We start from the raw sequence: 20,905 nt of genomic DNA, 5'->3' as shown, positions 1-20,905 counted from the left end.
CCGCCCGGGCCGGTGCCGGGACTGCCGGTGAGGGGTCGGGCGCGAGGGCGGGCGACGCCGGTCGCAGGGACGTGGTGGAGCCGGACGCCGCGACAGGCGGTCCCTGGCCCCGCGGGGCCGCCGCACACCGCACGGCGTCACACGCTCCACTCACGTCCTGCTCCCTGCCTCACTCGCTCCCGGACTCGCCGTCCTCGGCCGCGCCGCCCTCGGTGCCGGGTGCCGCGGCTTCCGCCACGGACGCTTCCGCGCCCCCGTCGAGGGCCTGCTCGTCGTCCGGTTCACCCTCGGGAGCGACCTCCTCGGCCTCCCGACCCGCCTCGGCGTTCCGCGCGATGCCGACCACGGCATCTCGCTTGCCCAGGTTGATCAGTTGGACGCCCATGGTGTCACGACCGGTTTCACGAACCCCTTCGACCCGCGTACGGATCACACCACCGCTGAGGGTGATCGCCAGGATCTCGTCGGACGCCTCGACCACCAGGGCGCCGACCAGCTCACCGCGGTCCTCCACGATCTTGGCGGCCTTGATGCCCAGGCCGCCACGGCCCTGGACGCGGTACTCGTCCACCGAGGTGCGCTTGGCGTAGCCGCCGTCGGTCGCGGTGAAGACGTAGGTGCCGGCCCGCACCACGTTCATCGACAGCAGCTCGTCGTCCTCGCGGAAGCTCATGCCCTTCACACCCGAGGTGGCGCGGCCCATGGGCCGGAGCGCCTCGTCGGTGGCGGTGAAGCGGATGGACTGCGCCTTCTTGGAGATCAGCAGCAGGTCGTCCTCGCCGGAGACCAGCTCGGCGCCGATCAGCTCGTCCTCGCGCCCGTCCGGCATCTGCCGCAGGTTGATCGCGATGACGCCGCCGGAACGGGGCGAGTCGTAGTCCTTGAGCGGCGTCTTCTTCACCAGGCCCGACTTGGTCGCCAGCACCAGGTAGGGCGCCACGTCGTAGTCGCGCACCGCGAGGATCTGGGCGATCTGCTCGTCGGGCTGGAAGGCAAGCAGGTTGGCGACGTGCTGACCGCGCGAGTCCCGGCCGGCGTCGGGCAGCTCGTACGCCTTGGCGCGGTAGACCCGCCCCTTGTTGGTGAAGAACAGCAGCCAGTGGTGGGTGGTGGAGACGAAGAAGTGGTCGACGATGTCGTCCTCGCGCAGCTTGGTGCCACGCACGCCCTTGCCGCCCCGCTTCTGCGAACGGTAGTCGTCGGTCTTCGTCCGCTTGACGTAGCCGCCACGGGTGATCGTGACGACGATGTCCTCCTCGGCGATGAGGTCCTCGATGGACATGTCGCCTTCGAACGGCACCAGCTTCGAGCGCCGGTCGTCGCCGTACTTCTCCACCAGCGCGGTCAGCTCCTCGCCGATGATCTGGCGCTGGCGCTGCTCGGAGGCGAGGATCGCGCGGTACTCGTCGATCCGGGCCTGGAGCTCGTCGTGCTCCTGGATGATCTTCTGCCGCTCCAGGGCCGCCAGGCGCCGCAGCTGCATCTCCAGGATGGCGTTGGCCTGGATCTCGTCGATCTCCAGCAGGTCCATCAGGCCGCCGCGGGCCACCTCGACGGTGTCGCTGCGCCGGATCAGCGCGATGACCTCGTCGATGGCGTCCAGCGCCTTGAGCAGGCCGCGCAGGATGTGGGCGCGCTCCTCGGCCTTGCGCAGCCGGAACTTCGTCCGTCGCACGATGACCTCGACCTGGTGCGCCACCCAGTTGCGGATGAACGCGTCCAGCGACAGGGTCCGGGGCACGCCGTCGACCAGCGCCAGCATGTTGGCGCCGAAGTTGGTCTGCAGGTCGGTGTGCTTGTAGAGGTTGTTGAGGACGACCTTGGCGACGGCGTCCCGCTTCAACACGATGACCAGGCGCTGACCGGTGCGCGAGGAGGTCTCGTCACGGACGTCGGCGATGCCGCCGATCCGGCCGTCCTTGACCAGGTCGGCGATCTTCTGCGCGAGGTTGTCGGGGTTGACCTGGTACGGCAGTTCGGTGACGACCAGGCACTGCCGGTTCTGGATCTCCTCGACCTCGACGACGGCCCGCATGGTGATCGAGCCGCGCCCGGTGCGGTAGGTGTCCTCGATGCCGTTGCGGCCCACCACCAGCGCGCCGGTGGGGAAGTCCGGCCCCTTGATGCGCTCGATGAGGGCTTCCAGCAGCTCCTCGCTGCTCGCCTCGGGGTGGTCCAGCGCCCACTGGGCACCGGCGGCCACCTCGCGCAGGTTGTGCGGCGGGATGTTGGTGGCCATGCCGACCGCGATGCCGGCCGAACCGTTGATCAGCAGGTTCGGGAACCGGGCCGGCAGGACCGTCGGCTCCTTGGAACGCCCGTCGTAGTTGTCCTGGAAGTCGACGGTCTCCTCGTCGATGTCCCGGAGCATCTCCATCGACAGCGGCGCCATCTTGCACTCGGTGTAGCGCATGGCCGCCGCGGGGTCGTTGCCGGGCGAGCCGAAGTTGCCGTTGGAGTCCACCAGCGGCATCCGCATCGACCACGGCTGCGCCAGCCGCACCAGCGCGTCGTAGATCGAGGAGTCACCGTGGGGGTGGTAGTTGCCCATCACGTCGCCGACGACGCGGGCGCACTTGTAGAAGCCCTTCTCCGGGCGGTACCCGCCGTCGTACATGGCGTACAGCACACGGCGGTGGACGGGCTTGAGGCCGTCGCGGACGTCCGGCAGCGCACGCGAGACGATGACCGACATCGCGTAGTCCAGGTAGGAGCGCTGCATCTCCGTCTCGAGCCCGACCGGCTCGACCCGCATGCCCACGCCCTCGACGGCGGGCGCGGCGCCCTCGGCGGTCACGCCTTCCGGGATCGGTGGAGTGTTGTCGTCGGACATTGTTCGTATCGGTCCTTATCTGCCGTGACGGGCGCGAGGGGCCCCCGCCGCCTTAAGGGCGGGGGCCGTGAGCCGACGGGCGGCTGGGAGGTCGGGGTCGCTCAGATGTCGAGGAAGCGGACGTCCTTGGCGTTGCGCTGGATGAAGGAGCGGCGTGCCTCCACGTCCTCACCCATCAGCACCGAGAACAGGTCGTCCGCCTGCGCCGCGTCGTCCAGGGACACCTGGCCGAGCACCCGGTGGTCGATGTCCATCGTCGTGATCCGCAGCTCCTCGGCGTTCATCTCGCCGAGGCCCTTGAAGCGCTGCACGGAGTCGTCCCGGATGCGCTTGCCGTTCTGCCGCCCCAGCGCGATCAGCGCGTCGCGCTCCCGGTCGGAGTAGGCGTACTCGAAGTCGTCCCGGCCCCACTTGATCTTGTACAGCGGCGGACGGGAGAGGTAGACGTGCCCCTCCTCGACCAGCGGCCGCATGAAGCGGAAGAGGAAGGTCAGCAGCAGGGTGGTGATGTGCTGGCCGTCGACGTCGGCGTCCGCCATCAAGATGATCTTGTGGTAACGGAGCTTGGAGATGTCGAAGTCCTCGTGCACGCCGGTGCCGAAGGCCGAGATCAGCGCCTGGACCTCGTTGTTGTGCAGGATCTTGTCGATCCTGGCCTTCTCGACGTTGAGGATCTTGCCGCGGATCGGGAGGATCGCCTGGTACTGCGGGTCCCGACCGGACTTCGCCGAGCCGCCGGCGGAGTCCCCCTCGACGATGAAGATCTCGCACTTCGTCGGGTCGTTGGACTGGCAGTCGCTGAGCTTGCCGGGGAGCGAGGCGGTCTCCAGCAGGCCCTTGCGGCGGGTCAGGTCGCGCGCCTTGCGGGCCGCCACCCGGGCCGTCGCGGCCTGGATGCCCTTGCGGATGATGTCCGCGGCCTCGTTGGGGTTGCGGTCCAGCCAGTCCGTCAGGTGCTCGTGGACGACCTTCTGCACGAAGGTCTTGGCCTCGGTGTTGCCCAGCTTCGTCTTCGTCTGGCCCTCGAACTGCGGTTCGCCGAGCTTGACGGAGATGATGGCCGTCAGCCCCTCGCGGATGTCCTCACCCGTGAGGTTGTCGTCCTTCTCGCGGAGCAGCTTCTTGTCGCGCGCGTACCGGTTGATCAGACCCGTCATCGCGGCGCGGAAACCCTCTTCGTGGGTACCGCCCTCGTGGGTGTGGATGGTGTTGGCGAAGCTGTAGACACCCTCGGTGAACTGGGTGTTCCACTGCATCGCGACCTCCACCGAGAGCAGCCGCTCGGTGTCCTCCGCCTCGATGTCGATCACCGTGGGGTGGATCGTCTCGCCCTTGCGGGAGTTGAGGTACTTCACGAAGTCGACGATGCCGCCCTCGTAGTGGTACCGGACGGAGAGCGGCTTGCCCTCCTCGTCGACGTGGCCCTCGCGCTCGTCGGTGAGCTGCAGGGAGAGGCCCTTGTTGAGGAAGGCCATCTCCTGGAAGCGGCGGGCGAGCGTCTCGAAGCTGTACTCGGTGGTCTCGAAGATCGAGCCGTCCGCCCAGAACGTCACCGAGGTGCCGGTCTCGTCGGTCGGCTCGTTCTTGGCCAGCGGCGCGGTGGGGACGCCCTGCTTGTACTCCTGCGTCCACCGGAAGCCGTCCGTCTTGATCTCGACCTCGACGCGGGTCGAGAGCGCGTTGACCACGGAGACGCCGACGCCGTGCAGACCGCCGGAGACCGCGTAGCCGCCGCCGCCGAACTTGCCGCCCGCGTGCAGGACGGTCAGGACGACCTCGACGGCGGGCTTGCCCTCGGAGGGCACGATGCCGACCGGGATGCCGCGGCCGTTGTCGACGACGCGGACCCCGCCGTCGGCCAGGATCGTGACGTCGATGGTGTCCGCGTGACCGGCCATGGCCTCGTCCACGGAGTTGTCCACGACCTCCTGGACGAGGTGGTGCAGACCGCGCTCACCGGTGGAGCCGATGTACATGCCGGGACGCTTGCGGACCGCGTCCAGACCCTCCAGCACGGTGATCGCGCTGGCGTCGTACGACGCCTGCTCGGCAGGTGCCTTCACGGCCTGGGTCACGCCACTCACGGGCGCTTCGGGAACGCTGGGAGCCTCCTCCTCGCTAGAAGCCGTCTTGTTCTCGTTGAGGTCGCCGGAGTCGGCCACGAAGCGCCCTTTCTGGCACAGCACGAGCCGGTCTCCGTGGGCCGGAGGCGGCTACGTCGTCCTGCGTTTTCGACGTGTCCCGCGAACACGGCGGGATTGTCCACCAGTCTACCGGTAGCGCCGACACTAATGGGGGTTTGCAGGCGCCTGAGTCCTCATGTGCCGCCCTGAACTGCCGTCTGCCGACTCCCCATATGTGAGGCGGGGCCCCAGGACGCTGAAACGGGCACCCAGCGCTTCGGGTGGACAACCCGCGGCTACCACCGGCGAGGAACCCGTCCCACACCACCTGTCACAGCTGTGACCAGGCATGACGCGGGCGCTTGCGGGCGGGGAGGCGGCGGGCGGGACGCATGACCCTCGGACGGGCGGCCCGCGAGAGGGCCCGAGCCGCCCGGGGCACGGCGGCGGGCGGGGGCGAAGGGGGACGGGGGCCGGCCCGGAGGACCGGTCCCGGCGTTCGCGACGGCGGCCCGAAGTCGTCCGGTTTTGATCGCTTACCGGTATTCAAGACCGATTTCGACCGTTTAGTCATACTATCTACCGACCTGGCTGCGTTCGGCGGGACGCCCGACGATGCCGGAAGCCGACGACGAGACCTGACGCGGCCTCTGCGGCCGACCGCGCGGCCCGAGCTGCAGCACGGACGGCAGTGTGGGCCTCAGCGCGGGCCGGGCCACAGCCTGGGACCGGGGACACAGCGCGGGCCACGGGTACGGGAGCCGCGGGCCCGGGCCCGTCAGCCGTAGGTGTCGCCCGGGCCGGTGCTGCCGGGTGCGCGGAGTCCGCCGTAGCGCCGCACCGGTCCGCCCGGCCCGCGCACGGTGATCAGTTTCACGGTCCCGTGGCCGAGGTCGTGGTTGAGCCGCGCCACCAGTTGCGGCGCCAGCAGCCGCAACTGCGTTGCCCAGGCCGTCGAGTCGCAGTTGACCGTCAGGACCCGGGACTCCTCGTCGAAGTGGTCGGGCTCACAGTGCTGGGCTACGTCGCCACCCACGATCTGGGGCCAGCGCCCCATCACGCCACCCACCGCGGCCGGCGTCTCCCAGCCGCGTTCGGTGATCAGCCGGTTGATGGCGGCCCCCAGCGGCAGCGGGTCCCGGCCGTCGGACCGGGCACCGGAACGCAGGCCCCCGCGCCGGGCCTGCTTGCGCTGCTGCGCGGCGGCTCCCCGCTCCCGCGCCTGCGCCCTGGCCGCCACCAGCGCCTGCCGGGCCAGGTCGACGCCGGAGAGCCGGGCCGCGCCCTCACCGGCAGCCCTGCTGCCCGCCGCGTCACCGGAAGCGGGGCCACCGGAAGCGGGGCCATCGCTGCCGCCCGCCGACCCGTTCCCGCTCACCCGCCGACCCTCTCCACGGTGCCCTCGGCGACCGCGAACCTGGCTCCCGCCAGCGTCTCGGGGACGTCCTCCGGGACCGCGGCCGTCACCAGCACCTGCTCACCGGGGGCCACCAGCTCGGCCAGCCGCTCCCGTCGGCGGACATCCAGCTCGGCGAAGACGTCGTCCAGGACGAGGACGGGTTCGTTGCCCTCCGCGCGCAGCAACTCGTAGGAGGCCAGGCGCAGCGCCAGCGCATAGGACCAGGACTCGCCGTGGCTGGCATACCCCTTGGCCGGCATCTGGCCGAGCCCGAGCAGCAGGTCGTCGCGGTGCGGACCGACGAGCGTCACGCCGCGCTCGATCTCGTTGCGGCGGGCCTCGCCCAGCGCCGCCAGCAACGCCTCGTACAACTCCTCGCGCCCGTGCGGGAGATGGTCGCCCGCGGAACTCCGGTAGTCCAGCGCCACCGCCCCGCCGCCGGGGGCGAGCTGCTCGTAGGCCTTGTTGGTCAGCGGGGCCAGGGCGGTGATGAGGTCCAGGCGTTGCGCGAGCAGTTCGGCGCCGGCCTTCGCCAGGTGCTGGTCCCAGACGTCCAGGGTGGACAGGTCCGCCCCCTGGCTCGAACCGCCTCGCCCGGCGGGCCCGCCCGCACGGCCGCCGTGGCGCCGGGCCAGGGCGGCGGACTTCAGCAGGGTGTTGCGCTGCTTGAGGACCCGGTCGTAGTCCGCGCGCACCCCGGCCATCCGGGGCGAGCGCGCCGTGACCAGCTCGTCGAGGAAGCGGCGGCGCTCACCGGGGTCGCCCTTCACCAGGGCCAGGTCCTCGGGGGCGAACAGCACGGTGCGCAGGATGCCCAGTACGTCACGTGGTCTGACCTGCGAGGACCGGTTGATGCGGGCCCGGTTGGCCTTGCCCGGGTTGAGTTCGAGCTCGACGAGCTGCTGCCGTTCGCCCTGGGTGACCGCTGCCCGTACGACGGCCCGCTCGGCGCCCACCCGGACCAGGGGCGCGTCCGAGGAGACGCGGTGGCTGCCCAGCGTCGCCAGGTAGCCGACGGCCTCGACCAGATTGGTCTTGCCCTGCCCGTTGGGGCCCACGAAGGCCGTGACGCCGGGGGTGAGGGGGACCTCGGCCCGGGTGTAGGAGCGGAAGTCGGCGAGCGACAGGTGCGTGACGTGCATGGGGCGCGCCGGTCCTCCTCCGGAAACAGTGCTGCTACGACGCCGGGCGGCGGCAAGCCGGACGCTCACCGCCGCCCCGGGCGAAGCGGGGACGGCACGGGAGGCGCCGTCCGTGCCACGGGGCCTGCCGGCCCGCGTGGCGGTCGGGGCCACCGGGCCCCGAGGTGGTTACTTCTTGATGCCCTCGACCGCGTGGCCGCCGAACTGGTTGCGCAGCGCGGCGATCATCTTCATCTGCGGGGAGTCGTCCTGCCGCGAGCTGAAGCGGGCGAAGAGCGAAGCGGTGATCGCCGGCAGCGGGACCGCGTTGTCGATCGCGGCCTCGACCGTCCAGCGGCCCTCACCGGAGTCGGAGGCGAAGCCGCGCAGCTTCTCCAGGTGCTCGTCGTCGTCCAGGGCGTTGACGGCGAGGTCGAGCAGCCAGGAGCGGATGACGGTGCCGGTCTGCCAGGAGCGGAAGACCTCACGCACGTCGGTGACCGAGTTCACGGCCTCCAGCAGCTCCCAGCCCTCGGCGTAGGCCTGCATCATGGCGTACTCGATGCCGTTGTGAACCATCTTGGCGAAGTGGCCGGCACCGACCTTGCCCGCGTGGACGGAGCCGTGCTCGCCCTCCGGCTTGAGCGCGTCGAAGATCGGCTGGACCTTCGCCACGTCCTCGGCGTCACCGCCGTACATCAGCGCGTAGCCGTTCTCCAGGCCCCAGACACCGCCGGAGACGCCGCAGTCGACGAAACCGATCTGCTTGGCCGCGAGCTCCTCGGCGTGCTTCTCGTCGTCGGTCCAGCGGCTGTTGCCGCCGTCGACCACGACGTCACCGGGGGAGAGCAGCTCGCCCAGCTCGTCGATGGTCGACTGGGTGGCGGCACCGGCGGGCACCATGACCCACACCACGCGCGGCCCCTGCAGCGAGTCGACCAGTTCCCGCAGGCTGTGGACATCGGCGACGTCCGGGTTGCGGTCGTATCCGATGACGGTGTGGCCTGCGCGGCGGATGCGCTCACGCATGTTGCCGCCCATCTTGCCGAGACCGACGAGACCGAGCTCCATCAGAGATCCTCTTTGCGCCTAGTTGTTGCGTTGACGAACTTCTCCGAGCCTACGCCCGCACATGCGTGCACAGCTGTGGGCTCAGCCGCTCATCAGCGGATTCCCACCTGCCTGGTGGGAGATGCCCGAATGCCGGGCCTCACCGCTACCGCCCCCGCAGGCGACCGCTCAACCGGAGAGCCGGACGGGCATGATCAGGTACTTGTAGGTGTCGTCCGCCTCCGCGTCCACGGCGGGCTTGCCACCGAGCAGCGCGGGCTTGGTGGAGGTGGTGAAGGAGAGCTGGGCGACCGGGGAGTCGATGGCTGACAGGCCCTCCAGCAGGAAGCCCGGGTTGAAGGCGATGGAGATGTCGTCGCCGTCGAGCTGCGCGTCGACCCTCTCCACAGCCTGTGCGTCGTCGCTGGAGCCGGCCTCCAGGATCAGCACGCCCTGCTCGAAGCTGAGCCGGACCGGGGTGTTGCGCTCGGCGACCAGCGCCACACGCTTGACGGCCTCGACGAAGGGCGCGGTCTCGATGACCGCCACCGAGTTGAACTCGGTGGGGAAGAGGGTGCGGTACTTGGGGAGGTCGCCCTCCAGGAGCCGCGTGGTGGTGCGCCGCCCGGCACCCTCGAAGCCGATGAGGCCCTCACCGGCGCCGGAGCCGGAGAGCGCCAGCGTCACGGCGTCGCTGCCGCTGAGCGACTTCGCGGTGTCCAGGAGCGTCTTGGCGGGCACCAGGGCGACGGCGGAGGCGTCCGGGTTCTCCGGCTTCCACAGGAACTCGCGGACGGCGAAGCGGTAGCGGTCGGTGGAGGCCAGGGTGACGGTGTCGCCCTCGATCTCGATGCGCACGCCGGTGAGCACCGGCAGGGTGTCGTCACGGCCGGCCGCGATGGCCACCTGGGCGGCGGCGGAGGCGAAGACGTCACCAGGGATGGTGCCGGTGGCCGACGGCATCTCCGGCAGCGAGGGGTACTCCTCGACCGGCAGGGTGTGGAGGGTGAAGCGGGAGGAGCCGCAGACCACCGTCGCCCGTACACCGTCTGTGGAGATCTCCACCGGGCGGTTGGGGAGGGAGCGGCAGATGTCCGCCAGCAGCCGGCCGGAGACCAGGACCGTGCCGTCCTCCTCGACCTCGGCCTCCACCGAGACGCGGGCGGAGACCTCGTAGTCGAAGCCGGACAGGCTCAGGCTGCCGTCCTCCGCCTTCAGCAGCAGGCCCGCGAGGACGGGCACCGGCGGACGGGCCGGGAGGCTCTTCGCCGCCCACGCCACCGCCTCCGCGAGTACATCGCGCTCCACCCGGATCTTCACCGGAAACCGCCTCCTGCTGTCACTGGCTCTCGCCCTGCTGGCCTTCGTCGTTCGCGTTCGTCGGCTTCGGTCGCCGAGGAAGCCGTGGGCACCAGTCTGACAGCAGGCACGGACAGCCGTGGGCGCTCGGGGTCAAGTCGGGAAGAGGCCGTGCGGAGAGCGATCCACGAGTTGTGCACAGCCCCGGATTCTCAGTGACTTCCGAGCTCTCTCTACGTGGTCGTAGTAGTAGGTGCTGTGGAAACCGTGGATAACGGCTTCTGCGCAGGTCAGCAACCGTTTTTTGTCCACCGGGGCTGTGGGCGGCGGCCGTGGACAACCCGGCTTCGCTGTGGACCGTCGGCCGTCGTGCACATCCCGTGCACAGCCGACCCCCACTTCTCCCCAGTGCTGTCCCCAGCAATACCCGGCTTCTGCACAGCCCAACCCTGCACCATGGTGTGACGGCTTTCACTCGTCGCAGTGAGAGGCGGTGTCGGCTTGCCGAACAGTGGACAGCGGTGTGGAGAAGTGCCGCGATCTTGTGCACAACCCGGCGTTCCCTGTGGGGTGCCCGGTGGACAGTCGAACGGCCACCCTGTGGACACCCCTTCGTCCACATGCTGTGGACAACGCCCGGCCACAATTCCACACCCCTGTGACCTGCGGTGACATGCGCTCCACCGTGGGCGCTGTGGACATGATGGGGACAGTCTCGTCCTCCCCAGCGTGTGGACGCGGATTTCCCGGCGAATCTGTGGAGCACGCCCGTAACCTGCCGAAAAATCGAACACCGCGGGCCTTCCAGGGGGACGGACGGGGACGGGAGAGGGGCGCGGGGAGGGCGCTGAGACCGCTTTGGAGCGCTCCGGAACGGACTGCGGCAGGGCAACGAGCGCCGACTGACGGCTTCGGGAGAAGGCGGCCCCCGGCTCGGAGTGCGCGAGGGGAAGGGGACGTCGGCCGCCCCCTGGCTCACCCCTGGCAAACCCATGGACGTCTGCCGTGGCGCACCCGTCCCGGTGCCCGGTACGGCATGTGTGCGGCATCGCCCGGCGGTGGCAGGCGGCCCGACAGGCGACGACGGTCGGCGCGGTCGGTGGGTGGCATGGCCGGAGCGGGGCGCGACCAGAGCAGCGCGGCAGGAGCGGGGCGCTGCTGTGGTGCCGGTGTCCCGTCCCGCGCGTGCGGGACAGCAGGTCAGCTGTTCTTGATCCGGTTGGTCAGCTCGGTGACCTGGTTGTAGATCGAGCGTCGCTCCGCCATCAGCGCCCGGATCTTGCGGTCCGCGTGCATGACCGTGGTGTGGTCCCGGCCGCCGAACTGCGCGCCGATCTTCGGCAGCGACAGGTCGGTCAGCTCCCGGCAGAGGTACATGGCGATCTGCCGGGCTGTCACCAGCACCCGGCTGCGGGAGGAACCGCAGAGGTCGTCCACGGTCAGGCCGAAGTAGTCCGCCGTGGACGCCATGATCGCCGTGGCCGTGATCTCGGGGGCCGCGTCCTCCCCACCGGGGATGAGGTCCTTGAGGACGATCTCCGTGAGGCCCAGGTCCACCGGCTGCCGGTTGAGCGAGGCGAAGGCCGTCACCCGGATCAGCGCCCCCTCCAGCTCCCGGATGTTGCGGGAGATCCGCGAGGCGATGAACTCCAGCACCTCGGGCGGGGCGTTGAGCTGTTCCTGCACGGCCTTCTTGCGGAGGATCGCGATCCGGGTCTCCAGCTCGGGCGGCTGGACGTCGGTGATCAGGCCCCACTCGAAACGGTTGCGGAGCCGGTCCTCCAGGGTGACCAGCTGCTTGGGCGGCCGGTCGCTGGAGAGGACGATCTGCTTGTTGGCGTTGTGCAGGGTGTTGAAGGTGTGGAAGAACTCCTCCTGCGTCGACTCCTTGCTGGCCAGGAACTGGATGTCGTCGACGAGCAGGATGTCCATGTCGCGGTAGCGCTTGCGGAAGGCGTCCGCCTTGCCGTCGCGGATGGAGTTGATGAACTCGTTGGTGAACTCCTCCGAGCTCACGTACCGCACCCGGGTCCCCGGGTAGAGGCTCCGGGCGTAGTGGCCGATGGCGTGCAGCAGGTGGGTCTTGCCCAGCCCCGACTCGCCGTAGATGAACAGCGGGTTGTACGCCTTCGCGGGTGCCTCGGCCACGGCGACCGCCGCGGCGTGGGCGAACCGGTTCGAGGCACCGATGACGAAGGTGTCGAAGAGGTACTTGGGGTTCAGCCGGGCCGTCGGCTCCCCGGGTCCGGTGGCGGGCGCGGGCTGCGCGGCCAGCGGGCCGGGCGCACCGCTGGGGGCGGGCAGGTGCTGCCCGCCGCTCCCCTGGCCCTGGGCGAGGTGCGGCGGCTCCGGGGAGGGGCGGTGGTGGTCGTAGCGCTGACCGTCCCCGCGTCCGGTGCCGTGCTGGCCCGGTCCCCCGCCGTAGGGGTCGTGCCCCTCACGGTCGAAACCGCCGAGGCGCTGCTGCTGCCAGGTGTAGGACTCGCGGGACTCGTGCGATTCGCGCTCCTCGCGCGGCGGACCGCCGTGCGAGGAGCCGCCGGCACGTTCCGGCCCGCCTGCCGGGGCGCTCTCCTCCCCAGGGCGCTGGCTCTGCGGCCAGGCGCCCGGGTAGGCGGGCCGCGGCGGAGCGTAGTCGGGGTAGACCGGGCGCACCGTGGGCAGCTCGTCGCCCGGGGGCCCGTAGCCCTCGCCGCTGGAGGCGTAGGGGTCGCCCTGCCCGCCGTAACCGTCGCCGTGCCCGCCGTAACCGGGGTGCGGGTCGTGCCCCTCGCCGCGTCCCGGGCCGTAGCCGTCGGCCATCCGTCCGTCGTAACCGCCGGCGGGCCGGCCGGCCTCGTACCCGTCACGGCCGTCGGCGACGTCGCCGCGGCGGCCGTAACCGTCGTTGTGGTCGGCGGTGCGCGGGTAGCGGTCGGCCGGCCGTTCGTAGTCGCGTCCCTCGCGGGGCTCGGGCTCCCGGTCGTAGGGGCCCCGGCCGCCCCGCTGCTCGTAGGACTGCCTGTCGTAGCCGGCGTGCTCGTAGGCCTCGCGGCCGTCGTAGCCGCCGTCGCGCTCGCCGTAGCCGTCGTAGCCGGTGGGCCAGGCGCCGCGGGGACCGCCGTCGGAGGTGGCGTGGGCGCTGGGCGCCGGGGCAGGGGGCGCGGGGGCCTCGGCCGAGTCGTCCACCGTGATGGCGATACGGATGGGGCGGCCGCACTCCTTGGTCAGGCCCTCGCCGATCAGCGGGGCGAGACGGCCCTCCAGGACGCCCTTGGCGAACTCGTTCGGCACGGCCAGCAGGGCGGTGTCCGCCACCAGGGCGAGCGGCTGGGTCCGCCGGAGCCAGTCCTGGTCCTTCGGCTTGAGGCTGTCACCCTCCGCACGCAGGAGGTGGTCCAGCACGCGGGGCCACACTGCGGCAAGATCGGCGGGTACGTCAGCCACAGGGCACGCTCTCTCGATGGGCCACGAAGGTGTGGGTCTCCGGACGGATGGGAAGGAAGTCGAGTTCGGCCACGGTAGTCAGCGGGGGTGTGCTGCATCAAGTCGTTGTCCACAGCCTGTGTACAGTCTGCCGGGTTTTGCCGTGTCCCCCTTACCACCCGGGCCGGACGAGCCCGGTGACGCCGCGCCCGAGGGCGTGCGGATCGGTGGCCGCAAGCACCTCCGTCCGGTCGGTTTGACCGGACGGCGCGGCCGCGCGTACCGTGACGAGGTCTAGTTGTCGATGGCTGCTGCCGCCTGCCTCCGAAGGGCAAGGACCGCAATCGCGTGGTCACATAGCGGTGCACTCGGGCGTTGCGAGCTTCTCGTGGGCGCACGGTGACAGCCAGTCGACGCCCCACACGCGTCTCGGCAGAGACACCAAGCATTACTGGAGCCCCCGAGTGAGCAAGCGCACCTTCCAGCCGAACAACCGCCGCCGCGCGAAGACCCACGGCTTCCGCCTGCGCATGCGTACCCGTGCCGGCCGCGCGATCCTGGCGACCCGCCGTGGCAAGGGTCGCGCCCGCCTGTCGGCCTGAGCAGCACCGACCTAGGTCCATGACGTGCTGCCTACCGAGCATCGGCTGAGGCGGCGCGAGGACTTCGCAGCCGCGGTACGGCGAGGGCGTCGGGCAGGCCGCCCGCACCTGGTCGTCCACCTACGCAGTGGTTCACGTGACCCGCACGACGCGGGGGGAACGCCTCCCCCCGCGCGTGCGGGTTTCGTCGTGAGCAAGGCCGTGGGTGGCGCGGTGATCCGCAACCGGGTCAAGCGTCGCCTACGTCACCTCATGGCAGAGCGCATCTCCCGGTTCGACGCCGGTAGCCTGGTGGTGGTACGGGCGCTGCCCGGTGCGGGTGACGCCGACCATGCCGAGCTGGCCCGTGAACTCGATGCGGCGCTGCAGCGGCTGTGGGAACACCCCGGCCCCCGTGCCTCCGGTCGGAACCCCTCCGACGGGCCGGCCCACGGAAGGCCGCAGGGATGAAGTACCCGCTGCTGCTCCTGATCAAGCTCTACCAATGGACCATCAGCCCTCTGCTGGGCCCGGTCTGCAAGTACTACCCGTCGTGCTCCCACTACGGCTTCACGGCCATCGACCGGCACGGCGCGGTGAAGGGGACCGCGTTGACCGCGTGGCGCATCCTTCGGTGCAACCCGTGGTCACTCGGTGGCGTCGACCACGTCCCTCCCCGGAAGCGTCCGGTCTGGCACCAGCGGCTGAGGAGCCGACTGGGCGGGCGACATGACGAGGATGTCCCCACCGCACAGTCCGAGACCCAGCCCAACGTCCAAGGAGCCTGATTCGTGGACACGATTCTCAGTCCCCTCTATACCGCCGTTTCCTGGATCATCGTCCAGTTCCACTCGTTCTACAGCCTGTTCTTCAACGCGAACAGTGGCGCGGCGTGGGGTCTGTCCATCGTCTCGCTGGTGGTCCTCATCCGGATCTGCCTGATCCCGCTCTTCGTCAAGCAGATCAAGGCAACGCGGAACATGCAGGCGCTCCAGCCGAAGATGAAGGCGATCCAGGAGCGCTACAAGAGCGACAAGCAGCGTCAGTCCGAAGAGATGATGAAGCTGTACAAGGAGACGGGTACCAACCCGCTCTCCAGCTGCCTTCCCATCCTCGTGCAGTCGCCGTTCTTCATCTCGCTCTTCCGGGTCCTCAGCCACATCGCCAAGGGCCAGACCGTCGGTGTGGTCGACCAGCCGCTGGTGGAGAGCGCGCAGCAGGCGCACATCTTCGGCGCTCCGCTGGCAGCCACCTTCCTGGACGGCGCTGACAAGATCGCGGCCCTCCACGCCTCCGTGGTGGACGTCCGGATCGTCGCGGCCATCATGATCGTCCTGATGTCGGCGTCGCAGTTCTACACGCAGCGCCAGCTGATGACCAAGAACGTCGACCTGTCGGTGAAGACGCCGTTCATGCAGCAGCAGAAGATGCTGATGTACGTCTTCCCCGTCATGTTCGCGGTCTTCGGTATCAACTTCCCCATCGGTGTCCTCATCTACTGGCTGACCACCAACGTCTGGACGATGTGCCAGCAGCTGGTCGTCATCCGGCGGAACCCCACCCCCGGCAGCAAGGCATTCCAGGAGCGTCAGGACCGGCTGCGGGCCCAGGGCAAGCTCAAGGAGGACCCGGCCGAGGTCGAGGCGAAGAAGGCGGCCGAGGAGGCCCGCCAGAACCGCCAGCAGCCCAAGCGCCAGACGAAGTCGAAGCGCACCGGTGGTGGTGCCGCCCAGCAGCGGACCGGTACCCAGGGCGCACCCCAGGCGCGCACCCGGGCCACCTCGTCCCAGCAGGCCTCTGCCACGTCCGAGGGTGAGCAGTCCGGACAGGAGCAGAAGTCCGAGGCCGGCGGTGCCACGAAGTCCCAGGGCGGGAAGTCCAAGGGCAGCTCCTCCTCCGGGTCCCGCAACACCAAGTCCGGCCAGCGCAAGGGGCAGCAGCGCCCCAAGCACCCGTCCAAGAAGTAAGAAGGAGTCCCTTCGTGACGGACACCACCAGCACCTCGCCCTCCCCCGCGGCAGCGGCAGAAGGGGACACCCTCTCGCGGCTGGAACAGGAGGGGGAGATCGCGGCTGACTACCTTGAGGGCCTGCTGGACATCGCCGACCTCGACGGCGACATCGACATGGACGTCGAGGCCGACCGCGCCGCTGTCTCGATCATCGGTGAGGGCACCAGCCGCGACCTGCAGAAGCTGGTGGGGCGCGATGGTGAGGTGCTGGAGGCCCTCCAGGAGCTGACGCGACTGGCGGTCCACCGGGAGACGGGCGAGCGCAGCCGTCTGATGCTGGACATCGCGGGGTTCCGGGCGCATAAGCGTGAGGAGCTGACCGCGCTGGGTGCCAAGGCGGTCGAGGACGCGAAGAACACCGGTGAGGCCGTGAAGCTGAAGCCGATGTCCCCCTTCGAGCGCAAGGTCGTCCACGACGCCGTGGCTGCGGCGGGGCTGCGCAGCGAGTCCGAGGGCGAAGAGCCCCAGCGGTGCGTGGTGGTCCTCCCCGACTAGGACGTCTCTCCGCCATGGGGCCGGCTGGGTTCTTCCCTCCTCGGCCCCGGTTCGGGAGGGGACTCCCGAACCACCTGGTTCCACGTGTGACCCTGGCCCCGTCTGTCCGCAGGCGGGGCCGCATGTTGTCAGCCCCTGGACGAGCCCTGAGGAAGGACCTATCTCGTGACGGAAGAAGCTGCGGAACTTCCCCCTGCGCCCGATGCGGCACGGGAGGTTTTCGGTGAGCGTCTGCCGGAGGCGGTGCGGTACGCCGAGCTTCTCGCCGACATCGGTGTACGCCGAGGTCTGATCGGTCCGCGGGAGGTGCCCCGGCTCTGGGAGAGGCACCTGCTGAACTGTGCCGTGCTGTCCGAGGTGGTCCCCGAGGGGGTGACCGTGTGCGACGTGGGGTCGGGTGCCGGCTTGCCCGGTATCCCGCTGGCGCTGGTCCGGCCCGACGTCTCGATCACCCTCCTGGAGCCGTTGTTGCGGCGGACCACGTTCCTGCAGGAGGTGGTCGAGTTGCTGGGGCTGGACCACGTCGAGGTGGTGCGGGGCCGTGCCGAGGAGGTCATGGACAAGATCCCCCCGAAGCACGTGGTCACCGCTCGCGCTGTGGCGCCGCTGGACCGGCTGGCGGGCTGGGGTGTTCCGCTGCTGCGGCCCTACGGGCAGATGCTTGCCCTGAAGGGCGACACGGCAGAGGACGAGCTCAAGGGGGCGCGGGCCGCTCTCAGCAAACTGGGAGTGGTGGACACCTCGATCGTGCAGGTGGGGGAGGGCCTGGTCGAGCCGCTCTCCACCGTCGTGCGGGTCGAGGTCGGAGAGAGCCCCGGAGGGGTGCGGTTCGCGGCCAAGCGCGCCAAGGCGGCACGTAGCGGTAGGGCTCCTCGGAGCGGTCGCCGACGCCGATGACCTGGAGCGGGGCGCGACGCTCTGCTCCATACAAGCAGCCAAAACTACACATTTCGGAGTGTCGCGGACCTGCGGTCTGTGGGGCGCATGCATCGTGTTTCACGTGAAACGTCGTTCTCTGTTGCATGGAATCATCGGCCGCGGTCGTGCGGCTTCCGAGCTGCGGGACCATCCACCCAGACGGGGCACGGATGTATCCACATCGCTGCGTTCATCCACAGGAGAACGGACCTCACTGGTTCATCGCCCCGAAAGCATGGCAGGCTCTGAACATTGCGAGCCTGAAGTCGAGGAGAGTGAATCCTTGCGGTCCGACGCCCATCTTGCGGGACCGATGACCGATCCGGTCCCCGGTCCCCGCACCGAGTCGTCCGGGGAGGACGTTTCACGTGAAACGCTTCCTCCCATGGATGACGAACCGATTGGTCGCGCGTCTCAGCAGGAGGTGACGGCCATCGCTCGCGGGGGCGAAGGCCTGCCGCGACCAGAGCAGACCAGAATCATGGTGGTCGCCAACCAGAAGGGTGGTGTCGGTAAGACCACCACCACCGTGAACCTGGCTGCCTCCCTGGCCCTTCACGGAGCCAGGGTCCTGGTGATCGACCTTGACCCGCAGGGCAATGCCTCCACTGCTCTGGGGATCGACCACCACGCCGAAGTGCCGTCCATCTACGACGTGTTGGTCGAGAGTAAGCCGCTCTCGGACGTGGTGCAGCCGGTGCCCGATGTGGAGGGCCTCTTCTGTGCTCCGGCGACCATCGATCTGGCCGGTGCGGAGATCGAGTTGGTCTCCTTGGTGGCCAGGGAGAGTCGACTGGACCGGGCCATCAAGTCCTACGAGCAGCCGTTGGACTACGTGCTGATCGACTGCCCGCCCTCACTCGGCCTGTTGACGGTCAACGCGCTTGTCGCGGGCGCTGAGGTGCTCATCCCCATCCAGTGCGAGTACTACGCGTTGGAGGGGCTGGGGCAGCTTCTGCGCAACGTCGACCTGGTGCGGGGGCACCTGAACCCGAGCCTTCACGTCTCCACGATCCTGCTCACGATGTACGACGGTCGGACACGACTCGCCTCTCAGGTGGCCGAGGAAGTGCGGACTCACTTCGGGGCGGAGGTGCTGCGGACCAGCATCCCGCGCTCGGTGCGTATCTCCGAGGCTCCTAGCTACGGTCAGACGGTGCTGACCTATGACCCCACTTCAAGTGGCTCTCTCTCCTATCTCGAAGCGGCTCGAGAGATCGCGTTGAGGGGGGCGCCGAGGACCGGTGGTCAGGGGATCGGCGTGAACTATGAAGGACAGCCACGGCTGTCGGAGGAGTCCCAGTGAGTGATCGACGCAGAGGGTTGGGCCGCGGGCTGGGAGCGCTGATCCCCGCAGCGCCACCGAACTCCGAGGAGAACAACCTCTCCATGGGGGTGGGAGCGACCTCGCCCACAGCGGTTCCTGTCATCCCTGCGGACAGAGGGGTCGCCGCCGCAAAGGTGACCTCTCTGCCGCGGCGGGCCGTTTCACGTGAAACCAGTTCTGAGGAGGCGGCGGAGGCCGGCGAGGAGATCGCGGCCGTAGCCGGCGCCCACTTCGCCGAGCTGCCCTTGGACTCCATCACGCCCAACCCGCGCCAGCCACGTGACGTGTTCGACGAGGACGCGCTGAGCGAGTTGGTCACCTCCATCCAGGAGGTGGGGCTGCTCCAGCCGGTGGTGGTGAGGCAGCTAGGGTCCGAGCGGTACGAACTCATCATGGGTGAGCGCCGTTGGCGAGCCTGCCGGGAGGCGGGGCTGGAGAAGATTCCGGCTATCGTCCGGGCTACCGAGGATGAGCGCCTTCTCCTGGACGCGCTGCTGGAGAACCTCCACCGGGCTCAGCTCAACCCGCTCGAAGAAGCTGCGGCCTACGATCAGCTGCTGCGCGACTTCAAGTGCACGCACGACGAGTTGGCAGACCGCATCGGGCGCTCCCGTCCTCAGGTGTCCAACACCCTGCGTCTGCTCAAGCTTTCCCCTTCGGTGCAGCGGCGGGTGGCGGCCGGGGTGCTGTCGGCCGGCCATGCGCGGGCGCTTCTGGGAGTGGACGAAGCGGAGGAACAGGACCGCCTCGCACACCGCATCGTGGCCGAGGGGCTGTCGGTCAGGGCGGTCGAGGAACTGGTCACGCTGCTGGGTTCTCGCTCCAAGGCTGCGACCAAGGCCAAGGGCCCGCGCGCAGGGGCGCGGGTCTCCCCGGCGCTGTCAGACCTGGCGTCACGGCTCTCTGACCGTTTCGAGACCCGGGTGAAGGTCGACCTGGGGCAGAAGAAGGGGAAGATCGTCGTCGAGTTCGCCTCCATGGACGACCTGGAGCGCATCCTCGGCACGCTCGCTCCCGGAGAGGGAAAGGTCCTGGAGAGCCGACTCTCCGAGGATCAGGACGAGGAGGGCTGACACAGCAGCCCGCGTCCTGCGACACCTCTTTGCAAGGGGACGGTTAGGGAAGGCCGGCACGGCCGCCCTCTCCGTCCCCTTTGCTGTTTCGCGGTGTCACCGTGTGCGTGCCCTGGTTACGATGCGAGCGGACGGGCCGTGGCGGGGTAGACCACTCTCCAGATGCTGGAGGGTGGTCGAGACAGTTAGGGAACGGGCTTCATGGGGCGTCGGCTGGCACCGCTCACACTGGACAACCTTTCTGACGTGCCGGAGGCTTGCCGGACCTGTGTCTTCTGGGAGTTGGACCCCGTGAGTGGGGAAGCCGCCGCGAAGGCCCGGCGGTCAGCGTCCGAGAAGGAGGCGTGGGTTTCCGCCGTGCTCCTTGAGTGGGGCTCCTGCGGGCGTGTGGTGTACGTGGACGATGAGCCGGCAGGGTTCGTGATGTACGCCCCGCCCGCGTACGTGCCGCGATCGATGGCCTTCCCCACCAGCCCCATCTCGCCGGACGCCGTCCAACTGCTGACCGCCTCCCTGCTGCCTGCCTACCAGGGGCAGGGACTGGGCCGCGTGCTGGTGCAGACGGTGGCCAAGGACCTGGTGCGTCGAGGGGTGAAGGCGATCGAGGCGTTCGGAGACGTCCGCTGGAAAGGGCCGGCCTGCCTGCTGCCGACAGAGCACCTTCGGGCAGTCGGCTTCAAGACCGTGCGCCACCATGAGCGCTTTCCCCGCCTCCGCCTGGAGCTCCGCTCCACCCTTTCCTGGAAGGGAGACGTCGAAATGGCCTTGGACCGGCTCCTGGGAGCCGTACAGAAGGATCCTGCGCTGCGGCCTCTGTGAGCAGGGTCTGCGGTAACGGCTCTGAAGGCCGCACAGCGAAGGGCCCGCGCCTCCTGGCGCGGGCCCTTCCCTCTACTGCTCGTCAGGTCCTCAGGCGAGGAACTCCGCGAGGTCACGCTCAAGGCCCGCCTTGGGCTTCGCGCCCACGAGGGTCTTGACGACCTCGCCGCCCTTGTAGACGTTCATGGTCGGAATCGACATGACGCCGTACTTGGCAGTCGTCGCCGGGTTCTCGTCCGTGTTCAGCTTGGCGATGACGATCTCGTCGTGCTCAGCGGCAATGGCTTCGAGCGACGGGGCGATCTGGCGGCACGGGCCGCACCAGGTGGCCCAGAAGTCGACGAGCACCGGCTTGTCGCTGTTGAGGACGACCTCTTCGAAGTTGTCGTCGGTGACGGTCACCGTGGCACCGGCCATGGCTCTCTCCTTGGATGGAAGCGGGTGGGGGCGG

17 protein-coding genes are annotated in these 20,905 nt (G+C 69.5%); 9 read left to right on the top strand and 8 right to left on the bottom strand.

Going from position 1 to position 20,905, the window contains the following annotated elements; translation table 11 throughout:
* Window positions 1-169: 169 nt before the first annotated feature.
* From gyrA to dnaA, 7 genes are all read right to left on the bottom strand, one after another.
* Window positions 170-2,833, bottom strand: coding sequence for a DNA gyrase subunit A (gene gyrA, locus ACFV3R_RS01795; protein WP_385573543.1), 2,664 nt, complete (start codon window positions 2,831-2,833; stop codon window positions 170-172).
* 101 nt (window positions 2,834-2,934) lie between these two features.
* Window positions 2,935-5,019 (bottom strand): DNA topoisomerase (ATP-hydrolyzing) subunit B, encoded by a 2,085-nt coding sequence (gene gyrB, locus ACFV3R_RS01790; RefSeq protein ID WP_385573538.1) that lies wholly within the window; start codon window positions 5,017-5,019, stop codon window positions 2,935-2,937.
* Window positions 5,020-5,734: 715 nt separating this feature from the next.
* Entirely contained in the window at window positions 5,735-6,214 is a 480-nt protein-coding gene (locus tag ACFV3R_RS01785; protein WP_385574240.1) for a DUF721 domain-containing protein, read from the bottom strand.
* Window positions 6,215-6,330: 116 nt separating this feature from the next.
* Complete coding sequence (recF, locus tag ACFV3R_RS01780; protein WP_385573535.1) at window positions 6,331-7,497, bottom strand: DNA replication/repair protein RecF; 1,167 nt, start codon at window positions 7,495-7,497, stop codon at window positions 6,331-6,333.
* A gap of 168 nt (window positions 7,498-7,665) precedes the next feature.
* Window positions 7,666-8,547: a phosphogluconate dehydrogenase (NAD(+)-dependent, decarboxylating) gene (gene gnd / locus ACFV3R_RS01775; protein WP_385573532.1), complete on the bottom strand. Its 882-nt coding sequence runs from the start codon at window positions 8,545-8,547 to the stop codon at window positions 7,666-7,668.
* A 168-nt stretch (window positions 8,548-8,715) separates the two neighbouring features.
* A complete protein-coding gene (gene dnaN, locus ACFV3R_RS01770) occupies window positions 8,716-9,846 on the bottom strand; it encodes a DNA polymerase III subunit beta (RefSeq protein ID WP_385573527.1) in 1,131 nt (376 codons plus the stop codon).
* Between the two features lie 1,179 nt (window positions 9,847-11,025).
* On the bottom strand, window positions 11,026-13,251 hold the full coding sequence (gene dnaA, locus ACFV3R_RS01765) for a chromosomal replication initiator protein DnaA (RefSeq protein ID WP_385573522.1): 2,226 nt from the start codon (window positions 13,249-13,251) through the stop codon (window positions 11,026-11,028).
* A 443-nt stretch (window positions 13,252-13,694) separates the two neighbouring features.
* On the opposite strand from dnaA, the gene rpmH reads away from it, so the two are divergent.
* The 9 genes from rpmH to ACFV3R_RS01720 all read left to right on the top strand — a co-directional run bounded on the left by rpmH (window position 13,695) and on the right by ACFV3R_RS01720 (window position 20,454).
* Window positions 13,695-13,832, top strand: coding sequence for a 50S ribosomal protein L34 (rpmH, locus tag ACFV3R_RS01760; RefSeq protein ID WP_030354375.1), 138 nt, complete (start codon window positions 13,695-13,697; stop codon window positions 13,830-13,832).
* Between the two features lie 24 nt (window positions 13,833-13,856).
* Window positions 13,857-14,282, top strand: coding sequence for a ribonuclease P protein component (rnpA, locus tag ACFV3R_RS01755; protein WP_385573518.1), 426 nt, complete (start codon window positions 13,857-13,859; stop codon window positions 14,280-14,282).
* Entirely contained in the window at window positions 14,279-14,599 is a 321-nt protein-coding gene (gene yidD, locus ACFV3R_RS01750; RefSeq protein WP_385573515.1) for a membrane protein insertion efficiency factor YidD, read from the top strand. The genes rnpA and yidD overlap by 4 nt, the downstream gene beginning before the upstream one ends.
* A gap of 3 nt (window positions 14,600-14,602) precedes the next feature.
* Window positions 14,603-15,778 carry a membrane protein insertase YidC gene (yidC, locus tag ACFV3R_RS01745; RefSeq protein ID WP_385573512.1) on the top strand — a complete coding sequence of 392 codons (1,176 nt, stop codon included), beginning with the start codon at window positions 14,603-14,605 and terminating at the stop codon, window positions 15,776-15,778.
* Between the two features lie 14 nt (window positions 15,779-15,792).
* Window positions 15,793-16,317 (top strand): protein jag, encoded by a 525-nt coding sequence (locus ACFV3R_RS01740; protein ID WP_385573508.1) that lies wholly within the window; start codon window positions 15,793-15,795, stop codon window positions 16,315-16,317.
* Between the two features lie 165 nt (window positions 16,318-16,482).
* Entirely contained in the window at window positions 16,483-17,214 is a 732-nt protein-coding gene (gene rsmG, locus ACFV3R_RS01735; protein WP_385573505.1) for a 16S rRNA (guanine(527)-N(7))-methyltransferase RsmG, read from the top strand.
* 256 nt (window positions 17,215-17,470) lie between these two features.
* Window positions 17,471-18,541, top strand: a complete 1,071-nt coding sequence (locus ACFV3R_RS01730; RefSeq protein ID WP_385573502.1) for a ParA family protein — start codon at window positions 17,471-17,473, stop codon at window positions 18,539-18,541.
* Window positions 18,538-19,635 carry a ParB/RepB/Spo0J family partition protein gene (locus ACFV3R_RS01725; RefSeq protein ID WP_385573499.1) on the top strand — a complete coding sequence of 366 codons (1,098 nt, stop codon included), beginning with the start codon at window positions 18,538-18,540 and terminating at the stop codon, window positions 19,633-19,635. Before ACFV3R_RS01730 ends, ACFV3R_RS01725 begins: the two co-directional genes overlap by 4 nt.
* A gap of 201 nt (window positions 19,636-19,836) precedes the next feature.
* Entirely contained in the window at window positions 19,837-20,454 is a 618-nt protein-coding gene (locus tag ACFV3R_RS01720) for a GNAT family N-acetyltransferase (RefSeq protein ID WP_385573495.1), read from the top strand.
* Window positions 20,455-20,544: 90 nt separating this feature from the next.
* On the opposite strand, the gene trxA is transcribed toward ACFV3R_RS01720, so the two are convergent.
* Complete coding sequence (trxA, locus tag ACFV3R_RS01715) at window positions 20,545-20,871, bottom strand: thioredoxin (RefSeq protein ID WP_385573492.1); 327 nt, start codon at window positions 20,869-20,871, stop codon at window positions 20,545-20,547.
* Window positions 20,872-20,905 lie beyond the last annotated feature (34 nt).

Source organism: Streptomyces sp. NPDC059740 (assembly GCF_042733155.1).
Classification (GTDB): Bacteria; Actinomycetota; Actinomycetes; order Streptomycetales; family Streptomycetaceae; genus Streptomyces.
The sequence above is the reverse complement of the archived record's forward strand: the minus strand, read 5'-3'. Positions and strand labels throughout refer to the sequence as shown.